At 33.8% G+C, this 18,401-nt stretch carries 11 protein-coding genes; 5 read left to right on the forward strand and 6 right to left on the reverse strand.

Features of this window, described 5'->3' with window-relative positions; all coding sequences use genetic code 11:
* Positions 1 to 220 precede the first annotated feature (220 nt).
* Positions 221 to 2,236 (forward strand): hypothetical protein, encoded by a 2,016-nt coding sequence (locus DFQ06_RS09715; protein WP_133967452.1) that lies wholly within the window; start codon positions 221 to 223, stop codon positions 2,234 to 2,236.
* A gap of 77 nt (positions 2,237 to 2,313) precedes the next feature.
* Here the strand turns inward: DFQ06_RS09715 and DFQ06_RS09720 are convergent, their stop codons facing one another.
* Positions 2,314 to 2,628 carry a toxin-antitoxin system YwqK family antitoxin gene (locus DFQ06_RS09720; RefSeq protein ID WP_042495986.1) on the reverse strand — a complete coding sequence of 105 codons (315 nt, stop codon included), beginning with the start codon at positions 2,626 to 2,628 and terminating at the stop codon, positions 2,314 to 2,316.
* Between the two features lie 389 nt (positions 2,629 to 3,017).
* On the opposite strand from DFQ06_RS09720, the gene DFQ06_RS09725 reads away from it, so the two are divergent.
* The 3 genes from DFQ06_RS09725 (at position 3,018) to ppnP (ending at position 6,954) form a co-directional block, all read left to right on the forward strand.
* Positions 3,018 to 4,208, forward strand: coding sequence for a porin (locus DFQ06_RS09725; RefSeq protein WP_074936818.1), 1,191 nt, complete (start codon positions 3,018 to 3,020; stop codon positions 4,206 to 4,208).
* A 72-nt stretch (positions 4,209 to 4,280) separates the two neighbouring features.
* Positions 4,281 to 6,587 carry an inorganic phosphate transporter gene (locus DFQ06_RS09730; protein ID WP_133968004.1) on the forward strand — a complete coding sequence of 769 codons (2,307 nt, stop codon included), beginning with the start codon at positions 4,281 to 4,283 and terminating at the stop codon, positions 6,585 to 6,587.
* A gap of 85 nt (positions 6,588 to 6,672) precedes the next feature.
* Positions 6,673 to 6,954 carry a pyrimidine/purine nucleoside phosphorylase gene (gene ppnP / locus DFQ06_RS09735; RefSeq protein WP_042495990.1) on the forward strand — a complete coding sequence of 94 codons (282 nt, stop codon included), beginning with the start codon at positions 6,673 to 6,675 and terminating at the stop codon, positions 6,952 to 6,954.
* Between the two features lie 87 nt (positions 6,955 to 7,041).
* On the opposite strand, the gene DFQ06_RS09740 is transcribed toward ppnP, so the two are convergent.
* The 4 genes from DFQ06_RS09740 to DFQ06_RS09755 all read right to left on the reverse strand — a co-directional run bounded on the left by DFQ06_RS09740 (position 7,042) and on the right by DFQ06_RS09755 (position 12,407).
* A complete protein-coding gene (locus tag DFQ06_RS09740) occupies positions 7,042 to 7,782 on the reverse strand; it encodes a succinate dehydrogenase/fumarate reductase iron-sulfur subunit (RefSeq protein WP_133967454.1) in 741 nt (246 codons plus the stop codon).
* Positions 7,783 to 7,794: 12 nt separating this feature from the next.
* Positions 7,795 to 9,807, reverse strand: coding sequence for a fumarate reductase/succinate dehydrogenase flavoprotein subunit (locus DFQ06_RS09745; protein WP_133967456.1), 2,013 nt, complete (start codon positions 9,805 to 9,807; stop codon positions 7,795 to 7,797).
* A 12-nt stretch (positions 9,808 to 9,819) separates the two neighbouring features.
* Entirely contained in the window at positions 9,820 to 10,497 is a 678-nt protein-coding gene (locus tag DFQ06_RS09750; protein WP_133967458.1) for a succinate dehydrogenase cytochrome b subunit, read from the reverse strand.
* A 182-nt stretch (positions 10,498 to 10,679) separates the two neighbouring features.
* Positions 10,680 to 12,407: a T9SS type A sorting domain-containing protein gene (locus tag DFQ06_RS09755; RefSeq protein ID WP_133967460.1), complete on the reverse strand. Its 1,728-nt coding sequence runs from the start codon at positions 12,405 to 12,407 to the stop codon at positions 10,680 to 10,682.
* Positions 12,408 to 12,560: 153 nt separating this feature from the next.
* Here DFQ06_RS09755 and DFQ06_RS09760 point away from each other — a divergent pair, with 153 nt between their 5' ends.
* Positions 12,561 to 13,853, forward strand: a complete 1,293-nt coding sequence (locus DFQ06_RS09760) for an aminopeptidase P family protein (RefSeq protein WP_133967462.1) — start codon at positions 12,561 to 12,563, stop codon at positions 13,851 to 13,853.
* A 67-nt stretch (positions 13,854 to 13,920) separates the two neighbouring features.
* Here the strand turns inward: DFQ06_RS09760 and DFQ06_RS09765 are convergent, their stop codons facing one another.
* Complete coding sequence (locus DFQ06_RS09765; RefSeq protein ID WP_133967464.1) at positions 13,921 to 18,354, reverse strand: chemotaxis protein CheB; 4,434 nt, start codon at positions 18,352 to 18,354, stop codon at positions 13,921 to 13,923.
* Positions 18,355 to 18,401 lie beyond the last annotated feature (47 nt).

Genomic DNA, 18,401 nt, shown 5'->3' on the forward strand with positions numbered 1-18,401 from the left:
AAACTCTAAAACAAACCTCAATACTATGTATTGAGGTTTGTTTGTTTATACACTCATCTTAAGTTACAATTAACTATTAACACTCGCTTAACATAAGTACATATTTAGCGAGTTAAAGGTAACTTATGCTTAATATTTAATTAAACAGTAAGCAACATAAATCCACTTAATTTGCAGAATAAACATACACAATAAACCAAAATTTAAATTGAAAATAAAAATGAAAAATTTATTTGTAAAACTACTTAGTATCTCAATGGCCTTTGGTACTATTACTTTAACGAGTTGTGATTCTGACGATCCAGAACCAATAACTGGCGGTACAACAGAAGTTATGGAGAACCTAGACGCAGGTATTTTAAACGGTACCTTAACTGAAGATTACACATTATCTTCAACTACAACGTATAGCTTAACTGGGCAATTTATTATCGACGATGGTGCAACATTAAATATCCCTGCTGGAACAAAAATTCTTGCTGATAATGGTGGTACAGATGTTTACATCGCAACATTAATGGGAGGAACAATAAACATTAACGGATCTGCTGGAAACCCTGTAATTATGTCTTCTGCAGATGGTAACCCAGGTGATTGGGGCGGATTAACATTATGTGGTAAAGCAACAACTACTGCTGGTGTAGATGCTACTGCTGAAGTTGGTGGATTTATTTATGGTGGTACTGATGATTCTGATAGTTCTGGTATAATTAGATATTTACAAATTTCTGGTACTGGTGCTCAAATTAACTCAGAATCTCAATACAATGGTGTTTCTTTTTACGCTGTTGGATCTGGAACATTAGTAGATAACATTGCCGTTATTAATGGTGATGATGACGGTGTTGAGTTCTTTGGTGGAACTGTTGAAGTAAGTAACTTATACTTAGAGAACAACAGTGATGATTCTATCGACTGGACTGAAGGTTGGAACGGTAGCATTACTAATGCTTACATCTCTAATACTGTTGAAGGATTCTCTACAGTTTTTGAAGGTGATAAAGATAACGGTAACCCTCAATTTAATAACATCACAGCTGTATCAACTGTTGGTGGTACTGCATTACAATTCAAGAAAACTTCTGGAGGTACAATTGATGGTCTTTCTTTAGTTGGTTATGATGTTGATTTAGACATGAAAGATGGTGGTGCAACTTCAAACGTAATTTTCTCAGACGGATATACACCTGTTGCTATGGTAGAAGATGATGCAAGTACTACGGATGTAGACGAAAGTGTTTACACATTTGCATTAAACACTTCTGCAGTAGCTACTGTTGATCTTTCTGATTTTGATTGGGTAGATACAGATATTTCTTTTGAAAGCAGTTTACTTCAAGGTGCTGTAACTGGTGATGTAACTTTAGATGCTTCTATAGCTTACGTACTTAACTCTTCTTACATCGTTCAAGATGGTGGAAAATTAACAATTCCTGCTGGAACAAAAATTACTGCCAGAGATGGTGGAACAGGAGTTTACATCGCTGTATTACAAGGTGGCCAAATAGACATCCAAGGTACAGCTACTAATCCTGTTGTTATTTCTTCTGCATCTGCAAGCCCTGGAGATTGGGGAGGTTTAACAATTTGTGGTAATGCAACAACTACCGCTGGTGTTGATGCAACTGCCGAAGTTGGTGGATTTATTTACGGTGGAACTAATGATGCTGATAACTCTGGTTCTGTAAAATACTTAGTTCTTAAAGGAACTGGTGCTCAAATTAACTCGGAGTCTCAATACAATGGTGTTTCGTTATACGCTGTAGGTACAGGAACAACTCTAGAAAACATCTCTGTAATTAATGGAGATGACGATGGAATTGAGTTCTTTGGTGGTACTGTATCTGTAACTAACATCTACTTAGAAAACAATAGTGATGATGCTGTTGATTGGACTGAAGGATGGAACGGAACTGTAACAAACACTTATATTTCAAATACTGTTGAAGGATTCTCTACAGCTTTTGAAGGTGATAAAGATAACGGAAACCCTAAATTTGTAAATGTTACTGCTATTTCTACTGTAGGAGGAACTGCTTTACAATTCAAAAAGACTTCTGGTGCAACTATTACAGACCTTTACTTAAGCGGATATGATACTAACATCGACATGAAAGATGATGGTCCATTAGCTAACGTAATTATTGAAGGTGTTGCTGCAACTACAACTGATGCATATAACACAGGAACTCAAGTAGACATCTCTACTTGGACTTGGATAGATGCTAGCCTATAAAAAACGGTAAAACAACTTATATAAAAAAAGCATCCTAATTAGGATGCTTTTTTTGTTTTATACTTTACTGTAATAAATTATAACGAAGCGACGTTATTTTCATAATTCACTACTTTTTTCTTTCCATCTATAAAGTGAATCCACTTCCCTACTTTTTTACCTTCCTTGTAATAAGCTACGGTAGTTTTCTCTCCAGCTTCATCAAAGCTAACCCATTTACCATCTAATTTACCATCTGCAGTAAAGGCACCCGTTTGGCTTACCTCACCATTATCATGATAATAAATGGCGTCTATTTGGTTAGTTTCTTTATTTAAAGTTAACGATTTTTCTTTTTGAGCAAAAGTGATTGATGTAAACAATGCTATTGCGATAATTAATATATTTTTCATTTTGTATGGGGTTATTATTAATACGTCCTAAACAAATATATAAAATATTTTACATTTAAACAACAATTACATAACATTAAATTAACATTAAACTCGCAATAATTTATTTACCAGCGTTTTAGCGTTTTAAAATACAACCCCATTATTAATAATTCCTTAATATTGGGGTTACATTAAAATTAACTTAATAAGAGATATTTGTGCTTGTCCTCGGACAGTTTATTAGCAATTCATTTAATCTATTAGTTTTTGTCGACTACATTATAATGATTTCTAATGAGACCGCCTTAACGTAAGGCGGTCTTTTTTTATTTAAAAATTAATCATAAGGAAACATTAAGTTAACATTGGTGTTGGTTATTTGCAGTGACAAAAACTAATACTGAATAATGAAACTTAAACTTATCCTGTTTGGACTAGTTTTCTGGTTTATGGCTTTCGCGCAAGCGCAAGAAATTAAAACGGGGAAATTCGGAAACGGCATTTTCAACGTTGTTGGTAAAGACAGCTCTTGGACAATGAAAGTTGGATTACGCGTGCAACTACTGGCTTCTTCAGTTTGGGAAGATGGTGAAAAAAACGACGCTAACTTCTTAATTAGACGCTCTAGATTAAAATTTAACGGTTTTGCATACAGTCCTAAACTAAAATACAAAATAGAATTAGGCTTATCTAACAGAGATCAATCTGGTGCTTCTCAATTCACTAGCAATGCGCCTCGATATATCTTAGACGCGGTTTTAATGTGGAATTTTCACGAAAATTTCGAGCTTTGGGTCGGACAGACTAAACTTCCCGGAAACAGAGAACGCGTTATTTCTTCAGCAAATATGCAACAAGTAAACCGATCGCTATTAAACAGTCGATTTAATATTGATCGCGATTTTGGGTTTCAATTAAGACATCATTTTAACATTAATGAAAACTTTGTAGTGAGAGAGATATTCTCTATGGCTCAAGGTGAAGGTAGAAACGTAACCACAGGTAACTTAGGCGGGCACCAATATACTGGTCGTTTAGAGTTGTTACCTTTCGGAAACTTTGCTGGTGATGGCGATTACAAAGGCTCTGATTTAAAAAGAGAGGTAACTCCAAAACTAGCGCTAGGTGTAAGTTACGATTACAACAACAATGCTGTAAAAACAAGAAGCAACCAAGGCACTTATATGGAAACCGATACTGGCTTTTTTGAAACAAACATTACAACATTGTTTATGGATGCCATGTTTAAATATAAAGGATTCTCTTTTATGGCCGAATATGCCGACAGAACTGCTGATAACCCATTTGCTACAAACTCAGATGGTACTTTAACAGGTGATATTGTACAAGTAGGAGATGCTTTAAACTTACAAACCGGATATTTATTAAAGAGTAACTGGGAAGTTTCTGGACGTTACACCAACGTAACCTTAGACAAAAACATTACCAATGTAAACGCCGAAAACCAATACACGCTTGGGCTTTCTAAATATATTGTAGGACATAAATTAAAAATTCAAACCGATTTGAGTTATTTAGATGTCGCCAACGAGAATAACAAAATAATGTATCGCTTACAATGCGATATACACTTTTAAAGAAATAACATTTACATAACACACCAAAATTATATTGTCATGATATTTGCAACCTTATTTCAACCAGACACTATGGATAATATTTATTTGTACATGATTATCGCCTTAGCCATTCTTGCAATTGCAGATTTGGTAGTTGGCGTTAGTAATGATGCAGTAAACTTTTTAAATTCAGCTATTGGCTCAAAAGCCATTTCTTTTAAAACAATCATGATCGTTGCCAGTGTTGGTGTTGCGGTTGGGGCGGTTTTTTCTAGCGGAATGATGGAAGTTGCACGTAAAGGAATTTTTAACCCGAGCGAATTTATGTTTAATGAAATCATGATCATCTTTATGGCGGTTATGATTACGGACATTCTATTGCTAGATTTCTTTAACTCCGTTGGTATGCCAACATCTACAACAGTTTCTATTGTATTCGAATTATTAGGTGCCGCGGTTGCGATTGCCTTAATAAAAATCGGGCATGATGGAGGAGATTTCGGTGATGTTATCAACTACATAAACACTTCTAAGGCCTCCCAAATTATATTTGGAATATTGCTATCAGTGGTCGTCGCATTCTCCGTTGGTGCTTTTGTACAGTGGGTTTCTCGTTTATTATTATCATATAACTTTGAGAACAAAGCGCCATGGGTTGGAGCTTTATTTGGTGGATTTGCTTTAACTTCTATAACTTATTTCATTTTCATGAAAGGGTTAAAGGGCACATCATACGCTAAAGAATCTTTCGATATTTTAGGAGGTGGTACGATGTCTCACTTTTTAGAAACTAAAGTATTTGCTATTGTAGTAGTAAGTTCTATCATATGGTCTTTATTATCACTTGCACTAATTGTATTTGCTAAAACAAACATTTACAAACTTATTATTCTAGTAGGTACCTTTGCATTAGCATTGGCTTTTGCGGGTAATGATTTAGTAAACTTTATTGGTGTACCGGTTGCAGCTTACAATGCGTTTTTAGCCTGGTCGGCATCTGGGGTTCCTGCTTATGAGTTCCCTATGACGGTTTTAGCTGAAAAAGTACCAACCAATAACTGGTTACTTTTTGGAGCAGGGATGATTATGGTTTTAACACTTTGGTTTTCATCGAAAGCAAAAGGTGTTGTAAAAACATCATTAGATTTAGCAAGTCAAAGCGAAACTAAAGAGCGCTTTCAACCTAACTTCTTATCTCGTGGTTTTGTAAGGTCGGCTGTTTTAATATCTCAATTTACAGCATACATTTTACCTAACAGCTGGCAAGCAAAAATTGATAAACAATTTGAAGTGCCAGTAATTGCAATATCAAAAAACAAATCTTTAGAATTACCGGCTTTCGATTTAGTTAGAGCTGCTGTAAACTTAATGATTGCTGCTGTTTTAATTTCTATAGCAACATCATACAAATTACCACTTTCTACAACTTACGTTACTTTTATGGTAGCCATGGGTTCCTCTCTTGCCGATAGAGCTTGGGGTGCAGAAAGTGCTGTTTACCGTGTTGCAGGTGTTATTAATGTTATTGGCGGCTGGTTCTTTACAGCTTTCAGTGCATTTACTGCTGCCGCTTTAGTAGCATACTTACTAAATCTAAACATTACGGTAATGTTCCCTATTTTATTAGTAATCGCGTTTGCTTTACTTATTAGAAGTTCGGTTGTTCATAGTAAAAAATCTAAAGAAGTAAAAGCTGAAGATAGTTTGATAAAAGCTGAAAGCAGCTCTGTACAAGGCGTAATTCACGAAAGTGCTAGCAATATAGCTAATGTGGTTAAACGTGGAAATAAGATATATACAAATGCCATAAACGGTTTAGCTAAACAAGATTTAGTATCGCTTAAAAAGAACCAAAAACAGGTTAATAAACTATCTATAGAATTAGAAGATTTACGTAACAATATTTTCTACTTTATTAAAAATTTAGATGAATCTAGTGTTGGAGCAAGTAACTTCTACATCAATATTTTAGGTTATTTACAAGATATGGCACAGTCTTTAGAGTACATTTCTAAAGTAAGTTACAAGCATATTAACAACAACCACAAAAAACTTAAATTCAACCAAATTAAAGAGTTGAAAGAAGTTGATGCTTCTGTAGAAGCTTTATTTCATGATATGAAGTTAGCTTTCGATTCTCGTTCTTTTGAAGAAATAGGAAAGATTTTAAGAAGAAAAGAAGAAGTTTTTAATATACTATCGGAAAAAATACAGAAACAAGTTGAAAGAACACGTACTGAAGAATCTAGCCCTAAAAACACAACCCTTTATTTTGGTGTGTTATTAGAAACGAAAGATTTACTTAAAGCAACCATGAGTTTATTGGAAGAATACCACAATGCACATGATGCTTCGGTTAAACCAGCAACAATTTCTAACAACGATGAGGAAGAATAAGTTATCACTTAAATTATATACAAAAAGCACCTATATTCTATAGGTGCTTTTTTATTTTTGTAACTAATTGAAAAATTTAAAGTAAATGATATCTACAAACGAATATTTTGATGGCAACGTTAAATCTATAGGCTACAAATCTGCAACAGGAAAATCTACCATTGGAGTTATGGAAGCTGGAACTTACGAGTTCGGTACATCCGAACACGAAACAATGACGGTTATAGAAGGAGAAATGACGGTTAAATTACCAAACTCAAAAGAATGGGTAACTTATAAAGCAGGAGAAGCTTACACAATTGATGCTAATCAAAAATTTCAAGTAAAAGTAAGTGAGCAAACATCATATTTATGTCAATACGCTTAATATTCCAAGTAAAAATTTAAGGCATAAAAAAAAGCTTATATCTAATTGATATAAGCTTTTTTTATAAGTAGTGTTATTATCTTGAAATTACACAGAAGCTTTCATAAGCTCTCTATTCATTCTAGCAATATTATCTAATGAAATTCCTTTTGGACATTCCACTTCACAAGCACCTGTATTTGTACAGTTTCCAAAACCTTCCAAATCCATTTGTGCTACCATGTTTTGCACACGTTCTGTAGCTTCTACACGCCCTTGAGGTAACAGTGCATACTGAGATACTTTTGCTCCTACAAATAGCATAGCAGACGAGTTTTTACAAGTTGCTACACAAGCACCACAACCAATACAAGTTGCAGCATCCATAGCCTCATCGGCAGCAATTTTAGAAATAGGAATAGAGTTAGCGTCTTGCGTATTACCAGAGGTGTTTACCGAAATAAACCCACCTGCTTGTTGAATACGCTCAAAAGATGTTCTATCTACAACTAAATCCTTTATTACAGGAAATGCAGCAGCTCTAAATGGTTCGATAGTAATAGTATCGCCATCTTTAAACATACGCATATGTAACTGACAAGTAGTAATACCACGATCTGGCCCATGAGCCTCACCGTTAATATACATAGAACACATACCGCAAATACCCTCACGACAATCGTGATCGAAAGCCACAGGCTCTTCTCCAGCATTTACTAATTGCTCATTCAAAACATCCATCATTTCCAAAAAAGACATGTGTTCTGAAATATCAGTCACTTTATAATCAACCATTTGACCCTTTGAACTTGAGTCTTTTTGTCTCCAAATTTTAAGTGTTAAATTCATAATGTCTTTTTATTATTTGTATGAACGTTGTTTTAGTTCAATATCTTTAAATTCTAATTCTTCTTTGTGTAAAACCGCATCGCCAGGCTCTCCTTTAAATTCCCATGCAGAAACAAAAGCAAAGTCTTTATCGTTACGTTTTGCTTCTCCTTTTTGCGGACCATCTAACTCAGCAGACTCTTCTCTAAAGTGACCACCACAAGATTCTTCTCTTACTAAAGCATCTTTAGCAAATAACTCACCAAGCTCTAAGAAATCGGCAACACGTCCCGCTTTTTCAAGCTCAGGATTCATCTCATTTGATGACCCAGGAACAGAAACTTCTTTCCAAAACTCCTCACGAATGGCTTTAATTTCAACCATTGCTTCTTTTAAGCCTTGAGCGTTTCTAGACATTCCACATTTATCCCACATTACTTTTCCAAGTTTTTTGTGGAAGTAATCTACAGATTTTGTTCCTTTATTATTTACAAAGAACTCTATCTTATCTTTTACTTCTTTTTCAGCTTCTTCAAATTCTTTTGAATCTGTTGAAATTGGTCCCGTTCTAATATCATCAGCTAAATAATCACCAATAGTATAAGGCAACACAAAGTAACCATCGGCTAAACCTTGCATTAAAGCAGAAGCTCCTAACCTATTTGCACCGTGATCAGAGAAATTAGCTTCACCAATACAATACAATCCAGGAACAGTAGTCATTAAGTTATAATCTACCCAAACACCTCCCATTGTGTAATGAACAGCCGGATAAATCATCATAGGAGTTTCGTAAGGGTTTTGATCTATGATTTTCTCATACATCTGGAATAAGTTTCCGTATTTAGCCTTTACAATCTCTTGACCTAATTCTTTAATTTTCTCTTTTGAAGGATTCGTTATATTATGAATTTTAGCTTGCTCTGTCCCGTAACGTTCAAAAGCAGCAGCAAAATCTAAATAAACAGCTTCTCCTGTAGCATTTACTCCGTAACCAGCATCACAACGTTCTTTTGCTGCTCTAGATGCAACATCACGTGGAACTAAGTTACCAAATGCAGGATAACGTCTTTCTAAGTAGTAATCTCTTTCATCTTCAGACAAATCGGTTGGTTTTTTACGACCTTCACGAATTGCCATAACGTCTTCCATATTCTTTGGAACCCAAATACGACCATCATTACGTAAAGACTCAGACATCAATGTTAATTTAGACTGATAATCTCCTGAACGCGGAATACATGTTGGGTGAATTTGAGTATAACAAGGGTTAGCAAAATACGCTCCTTTTTTATGTATTTTCCATGCTGCAGTAACATTACTACCCATGGCATTTGTTGATAAAAAGTATACGTTTCCGTAACCACCAGTTGCAACAACAACAGCGTGAGCAGAATGACGTTCTATTTCACCAGTTATCAAATTTCTTGCAATAATACCTCTTGCTTTTCCATCAACTTTTACAACATCAAGCATTTCGTGACGATTAAACATTTCAATCTTTCCACGAGCAATTTGACGGTTCATTGCTGAATAAGCTCCTAATAATAATTGTTGACCTGTTTGACCTTTAGCATAAAATGTTCTAGAAACTAGCACACCACCGAATGAACGGTTATCTAAAAGCCCACCATAATCACGAGCAAAAGGAACTCCTTGTGCCACACATTGGTCAATAATATTTGCAGATACTTCTGCTAAACGATATACGTTTGCTTCACGTGAACGATAATCTCCACCTTTTACAGTATCGTAAAATAATCTATATGTAGAATCACCATCCCCTTGGTAATTTTTAGCAGCATTAATTCCACCTTGTGCCGCAATTGAGTGCGCACGTCTAGGTGAATCTTGATAAGCAAATGCTTTTACATTATATCCTAACTCAGCTAAGGTAGCGGCGGCAGAACCTCCTGCTAAACCTGTACCAACTACAATAACATCGATATGACGTTTGTTTGCTGGATTTACTAAGTTTATTTTGTTTTTATAATCTGTCCATTTATCTTTAATTGGACCTTTTGGTACTCTTGAATCTAAAGCCATAGTATTATAAGATTAATGGTTAAAAAAATGATAAAGCGCAATAACAACAAATCCTAATGGGATAATAATAGAATAGGCTTTACCAATATTTTGTAATGTTTGTTTTCTTCCTGCTGTAGACCCCATAGATTGGAAAGCAGAAGTAAAGCCATGCATTAAATGCAGCGCTAAAAACACAAAAGCAATTACATAGGCTACTACACGAGCAGGGTTTGAGAATTTGTGCACAAGTTCTTCGTAATAACGAAAACCTTCAACACCATCCATGGTTCCTGACCAATCGCCTTGAATAAATTTTGTGTTAATTTCTGGAAACCAAAAATCGATAAAATGTAATACAACAAATGCTAAAATGGCTACACCACTCCAAATCATGTTTCTGCTCATCCAAGAAGAATTAGCAGCACCATTATTTTTAGCGTAATTAACGCCATTTGCTTTTTTGTTCTTAAGCTCTAAAATGAATCCCATAACAAAATGAAATACCACTCCAAAAATTAAAACAGGTTGCAATGCAAATTGTACTAAAGGATTTGTTCCCATAAAATGTGACACCTCGTTAAAAGTGTCTGGGCTAAATACCGATAGCATATTAATTGCAAAATGTTGTAACAAGAAAAACATGAGGAAGAATGCAGAAAGTGCCATAGCAACTTTTCTTCCAATTGAAGATTTAAAAAATCCGCTCATTATTTTAAAATTAGTTTATAGTCTTACAAAGGTAGTGAGCAAGCCTATTTTTAACAAGTTTTAAACAGTATTTTATTATGCATTTAGAATGATTATAATTAAAAAACTCATCTTATATTTTCCGTAAACTAGAAAACATAAGATGAGCTAATTACATCTATAAATCTTTTTAAAAGATTTCTTTATTTCACGATAAGCTTTTTAGTAATTGTAGCTAAATCGGAATTAATATTTACAAAATAAAGTCCTTTAGAAATCCCCGATAAACTTATGGTTTGCACTCCCGAAGTGTTCGAAGCATCATGTTTAGATATTAAACGCCCGTTTACATCGTAAATCACTACAGATTGTAAATTAATTGATGATGCTTTTTTAAGAAAGAACGCTTCATTAGCAGGGTTTGGATATAAATCAATACCACTCTCTAAAACATCTTCTTCTACGCTTAATTGCCCAGAATACAATGTCATTAATTGATAATCACAAACAGAGTTTGTTGTACTCTTAGCAACAATAATATCTCCAGCTTCTTTATTTGTGCTTGACAAAGTTCTTGTAACTTGTCCTGGACCGATATCAAAATCCATAAGATCCTCACTATCTATAACATGATCTAATAAATGTGCATGCCCCAATTCGTGTAATGCAACACTTTCAAAATCAATATCGAAAAAAGGTAAATTTGGACCATAGTCCCAGTTTTCTTCACTAGTAAACAAAACATCAACCTCAGCCACAACCCAATCAGCACTATTACAACTATCGTAATACACTATGGTTTCTCCTAAATAACCTTCAGGCAAAGTAGCACTAAACCCAATAAGGTTTAAGTTATCTATCCCCGAATCCGTTTCAGAAGTATCTTCTCCTAACATCCAGTTTATTTTAGTTTCATTACGCCAAGTATCTAACGCTCTAAGAAAAGCTGCTGCTGCCGCTGTGTTTGCAGAAAAACTCGAATTCTGACTCCATGTAAAACCACCATTTCCATTATCTCCATAGTGCTGAGCTAGATATGCCTGTCCTGAATTATTATTATTTAACAATGCAAAAGGCACTATTAAAACATCCTCCGAAGTAGATAAATCCCCATTAGCATCAACAACAGTTATAACTCCTGTTCCCGCCAAAGACGGCACCTCAACAGTAATTCGAGTATCCGTCCAAGTTAAAACTTGCGTACTTAAAGCATAAGTAGTAGATACTCCTCCATCACTAGAATTTGCAAAACCAACGCTACCCTTTACAGAACCAAACCCTACTCCTGTAATCGTTAAAACACTTTCAGTACCTGCACTAATCTCACCGGGAGAATATGTAATACTGCTTGGCGCTAAAACTTTTGCACTTTTTGCAGCCTTATTTGCAAGCTCTAAAGCATCAAACTTTAAAACTTCAGAAAAATTAGATTTTGTTTTAGACAAAATTTCAGTGTAAACCGACTCTACACCTTCCATTTTATGAAAAGGATTTGTAACAACATTTCTATTTAAATCGTATTTGTAAAAACCTTGAACACCAGCATAAGCCCTAAATGCATTGGCATGATCAACAGCATCACTAGTTAAAGTAAACACACCAACATCATTTGTGTCTAAATTTAAACTTGGAGATACTTTTTGCGCCATAGTACCAACAGTACCACCTTTAGTTACAACCTGAACAGTTGTTGCCGGTTGCCCTTTAAACACCTTATAAACCTCAACAGTATTTACCGTGTAGATATTAGTGTGGTCTGCATTCCAAAAAGATTCTTTTGAAATCACTTTTCCTTCAACAACCAAACTTGAAGATTCAATTTGCTGTGCCAGAGGGATTTCCTTTAGCATCACTTGGGCATTAAGGCTAGTTAGGCCTAAAAAACCGATTAATGCCGAAAGAAGCATTTTCCTTGTGTAATTTTTAATCATAATAACAATTTTTTATAATCGTGTGAGGGTGAATTAATTAGAGCCCGCAATTTACTGCTTTTCATTTTTATTACCATGTTTTTTTATTAAAAACTTTTCTTTAAATAAAACCTTTATTTTTGCAATACAATTCACTTTTAAAAGATTAGAATTATGAAATACAATCCAATTGACAACAATCTCTTTATAAAAAACAGAAAAAACTTTGCTAACAAAATGAAGAGTAACAGCTTAGCTGTTTTCAACTCTAACGATATTTACCCAATAAGCGCAGATAGCACCATGCCTTTTGAGCAACATCGCGACATTTTTTACCTTAGCGGGGTCGACCAAGAAGAAAGTATTTTGGTATTATTTCCAGATTGTCCAAAGGAAAAACACCGCGAAATTCTTTTTTTAAAAGAAACCAACGAACATATTGCCATTTGGGAAGGAGAAAAACTTACTAAAGAAAAAGCTTTTGAAACTAGCGGAATAAAAACAGTTTACTGGTTACAAGACATGGAAAAAATCATGTTTGAAATCATGACACAATGTGATACCGTTTACATTAACACCAACGAACATTACCGTGCCAATGTAGAAACCGAAACTCGTGAAGATCGTTTTTCAAAATGGCTAAAAGATAAATACCCTGCACATAGCGTAGCAAAAAGCAACCCTATTTTACAACGTTTACGCTCTGTAAAAGACCCAATTGAATTAGATTTAATTCAACAAGCCTGTGATATTACTGAAAAAGGATTTCGTAGAATTTTAAATTTTGTTAAACCAGGTGTTTGGGAATTTGAAATTGAAGCAGAGTTTATACACGAGTTTTTAAGAAACAGATCTAAAAAGTTTGCCTACACGCCTATTGTAGCTTCAGGAAATAATGCAAACGTACTTCACTATGTAGAAAACAACCAACAATGCAAAGCTGGCGATTTAATTCTATTAGATGTTGGTGCTGAATATGCTAATTACTCTAGTGACATGACAAGAACCATACCTGTTTCTGGTCGTTTTACAGACAGACAAAAAGCCGTTTACAATGCTGTGCTAAATGTTAAAAATGAAGCAACGAACATGCTTATACCAGGAACTGATTGGGCTGCTTATCATGTTGAAGTTGGTAAAATAATGACAGGAGAACTATTAAACCTAGGCTTACTTGATAAAGCCGATGTACAAAATGAAGATCCGGAATGGCCAGCTTACAAAAAATATTTTATGCACGGTACTAGCCACCACATGGGACTAGACACACACGATTACGGTATTTTAACAGAACCTATGCAAGAAAACATGGTTTTTACTGTGGAGCCTGCTATTTACATTCCAAAAGAGGGTTTTGGCATTAGATTAGAAGATGATGTTGTTATCCAAAAAACTGGATCTCCTTTTAATTTAATGAGAAATATTCCTTTAGAGGCTGATGAAATTGAAGACCTAATGAATTCTTAAAAAACTAAAAAAAGTCAACACAAAAAAAAAGCTGCCAGAAAAGGCAGCTTTTTTTATATCTAAAAAATTAATTTAACCATCTATTTAAAGTTTCGTATAACTGCTCCTTAATAACAGGTTTAGACAGGAAATCTACACAACCTTTCTTATAACATTTTTCTTTTTCATCAGGCATAACATAAGCCGTCTGCATAATAATTTTTGTTTCAGGTTTTATTTGTAATATTCTTTCCATGGCATCAATACCATTCATTTCTGGCATTCTGATGTCGAGCAAAACAATATCGATATGCGGATTATCCTTAAATATATCTACGGCCGATTTTCCGGTGTTTGCAAAAAGAATATCAGCCTCCGTCTTTTTTAATACAATTTTAAACAACAACTGTATTAATGCATCATCTTCTGCAATTAAAATAGTTTTACCTTTTAAAAAAGCCTCACTAATTGGCTCTATCGATTTTTTACTTTCTTGCTTAAACTCTGTAGATTTTAATGGTATGGTAAACTCAAAACAAGTTCCTTTATTTAACTCTGATGATAATGTAATCTCCCCTCCCAAAAGCGCAACAATCCCTTTACTAATAGAAAGCCCTAAACCTGTACCTCCATATATTGCACTGTTATCATAATTCACCTGTTTAAAACGCTCAAACACCTCGTCATGTTTACTTACATCAATACCAATACCTTCATCTTTTACAAAGAATTTCAAGTAATCATTTTCGGTAGTAAACCCGAAAGAAATCTCTCCTTTTTCTGAAAATTTCAAAGCGTTATTCAATAAATTAGAAATAACCTGCTGTAACCTTTGATTGTCGGTAATGATAACCAACTTTTTTAACTCTTCAGGAATATAAGATTTTATTACAATATCATCTTTTCCTTTTACCGCCTTTAATTGATTGTATGTTATTTCAAGGTTCTTTATAAGTTTAGCTACATGGCAATCCTTATAAACAATTTTAATTTCGTTAGACTCTATTTTCGCAATATCAATAATATCATCTATTAAATTTAATAATTGCTTTGAGCTTCCGTCAATAATCTCTAAATATTTTAATCGCTGTTTCTTGGTAATATCATCGTTTCTTAACAATTCAGCAAAACCAATAACACCATTCATGGGCGTTCTAATTTCATGACTCATATTAGCCAAGAAATAATTTTTATGAATACTTGCTATTTCAGCCTCTTTTTTAGCCTTAATAAGCTCAGCTTCATATGTTTTATGCTGCGTAATATCTTGTACTGCTCCTTTTAGCGCTATAATATTATCATTTTCATCCCTTACAGCTTCTCCCATAATACAGAGCCATCCTTTCTCCCCTCCTTTTCTTATGATTTCTAACTCTAAATCATAAGAAATACCTTTTGTTTGGCAGGCCTCAATAGCTTCCGACATAACTTTCCAGCTCGACTCCGTAAACAATTTACTACTCGATTTAACATTAGGCGGAGGCAAACTCGGGTCATATCCATATATTTTATACAACTCCTCCGTCCATCTGACTTTACCCGTAGCTACATCTAGATACCAACTTCCAACATGAGTAATTTCTTGAGCACGACAAAGCTCTGCTTCACTTTTTAGCAATTCTGCCTTCTTATTTTTCAACTCAGTAATATCTGCAAATGTAGCAGCAAATTCTCCTCTAGCCGGACTAAACAAATGTACCTGATAATGCTTGCCTTCTTTAGTTGAATACTCTTTTATGTATTGTTCTTTATCAGAAATTGCAGTTTCTCCAAAGGTTGCTATCCAATCTCCAGGATCATCTTGGATGTACGGCATAATATCCATTAACCTATTACCTACAAAATCTTTTCTTTCTAAACCTATTATTTTTTCAAATGCCGAATTAGCATCTATATAGATCCAGTCTATAGGTTTACCCGTTTTATCTGTTATAATTTCACCGTGTAAAAATCCTTCGTTTAAATTATCGAAAAGACTTTTATACCTAAGCTCAGACGTTCTAAGTTCTTTTTCGGTATCTTTAAGCTTATTAATATTATTTAATGTAATAACAATTCCACTTATTTTTTTAGATGAAGTAACAAACGGACTTGCCCTAAATAAATAATAGTTATGGTTTTTATCAGTTAGCTGTTTTTCTATTGTAATAAGTTTTTCTAAAACTAAACTAGAATCCTCTATAATACCCGCTCGAGTATCTTCCATAAAGTTTGATGTAAAACTAGAGAGTGGTCTACCATAATCTGATTCATGCAAATTAAAAACCTCTTTAAGTGCAGGTGTAAATTTTCTAATACGCAACTCTGTATCCAAGAACAGTGTAGCAATTTCAGTGTTATCCAATAGGTTTGTTACGTCGTTACTTAAATTTGTAAGCTCCTTATTTTTTTCTTGCATTTCAGAATTTACCGTATACAACTCTTCGTTTACAGATTGTAATTCCTCATTTGTACTTTGAAGCTCTTCATTAGAAGCCATAAGCTCTTCGTTAGAAGATTGCAACTCTTCATTACTAGTCTCAAGTTCCTCAATAGCATTTTGCAATTCAGTTTTAACAATTTTAAGCTCGTTTTCTAAATCTTCTAAACGCTGATTAGAAACCTCATCGACATCTATATTCTTAATAACCAGAGGCTCTTCGTATTCTAATACCCTATCGTTACTAAACTCTATTAAATAACAACCATTTAAATCATCATCAACACTAGGTTTGTTAAATTTTAAATCGAAAGAGAAATTCTCTGTTTTGGTTTTATTAAGAACCCCCTTAATCACGATATCTTTATTTTCACTCTCTAACCTCCTAACACCACTTCTTATAAGCCCCGCAACATCTGCATTTACTATTTTCAATAAATTATTTTGAAAAACACCTTCGTTGTGAGACAAACGCTTTCCTGCATCACCGTTAATAAAAAGGATATTAAAATTTTTATCTATAAAAATAGATGCCGGACTAAATTTTCTACTTAAATATTTATGAAATACCAACTCCGGACTTTCTTTTACCCTGTAACTAGGAGATTGTATTGCAGCTATTGGAGTCTTGTATGAAATTGTAGAAACTCGCTCTAAGCTAGAGCTTTGAGATGGATATTTTTTTGTTTCTGAAATGTTCTGAAATATCTTCCACTTTACATCAATAGTTTTAAAATATTTTGACACCGAACCAAGAGACTCACTATTACCTAAAAACAAATAAGAATATTTATTTAGGGCAAACTGAAAATTATGCATCACTTTCTTTTGAATTTTATTATCAAAATAAATAAGTAAGTTTCTGCATGAAATTAAATCCATCCTAATAAATGGAGGATCTTTTATTAAGTTATGATTCGAGAATACAATCTTTTCTCTAACACGTTTTATAATTTGTATTTTATCGCCAATTTTTAAAAAATATTTATCTAGATACTTTTTTTCAATTTCATTAGCAATATTAATATTATACATACCAAGCCCTGCAAGCGTTAAGGCTCTAGAGTCTATATCTGTACCAAATATTTTAAAATCAATATTAAGCTTATTGCTTTTAATATAATCATCAATTAAAATAGCTATGGAATAGACTTCTTCTCCTGTAGAACAACCTGCAATCCATACACGAACAGCATCATCCATTTCTTTTGCCTCACAAATTTTTGGTATTACTTCCGTTTTCAACAAACTAAAAGCTTCTGTATCTCTAAAAAACCGCGTTACCCCAATTAAAAAGTCTTCTTTAAGCGCTTGTTTCTCCTCTACATTACTAGATAAAAAAGTTACGTAATCGAACAAATGCTCAATATTATTAATATTCATTCGTTTTTCTACTCTACGAATAAGTGTGTTTTTTTTATATTCCCTAAAATCTATTCCAGAAAATTTATAAATAATAGTAAAAACACTATTTAGTACAGCATCATCAGATTCTTTATCACTTAACTCTTCGTTTAACAATAATTTTTTTGTTAAGTTTCTACTAATTACTTCAGCAATCTTTTCAGGACTCGAAATATAATCTGCCAAATTAGTTATTATTGCAGAATTTGGCATACCATCAAACTGTGCCGAAACAGGATCTTGCACAACTACAGTACCTCCTTGTTCTTTTATGGTATGTATCCCTCTAGAACCATCGGAGCCAGTACCAGATAATATAATACCAACAGACTTCTCCTTATACTCTTCACCTAAGGTGTGAAAAAAGATATCTATCGGTAAATTTAAATTATTTTTAGGCCCTTTATCAAGAAGATACAACTGATTACCTTTAATATGAAGGTTTTTATTTCTTTGATTTAAATAAATACAATTCGGTTTAATAACCTGCTTATCTTCTGTAGTGTAGATAGGCATAGCTGTATGTTTACTAAGCAACTCGGGCATTAAACTTTTAAAATCTGGAGACAGATGCTGAACAATAATAAATACCATCCCTGTATTGTTTGGCAAATGATCAAAGAGTGTCTGTATAGCATCTAAACCACCTGCAGAAGCACCAATACCAACAACATACAAGTCCGATTTTTTAGTTTTCATCAAAAAAAGAAATTAGACACCTAAAATATAATAAAAAGTGCAATAAT

It is taken from the genome of Algibacter lectus (genome assembly GCF_004368925.1).
GTDB classification, from domain to species: Bacteria; Bacteroidota; Bacteroidia; order Flavobacteriales; family Flavobacteriaceae; genus Algibacter; species Algibacter lectus.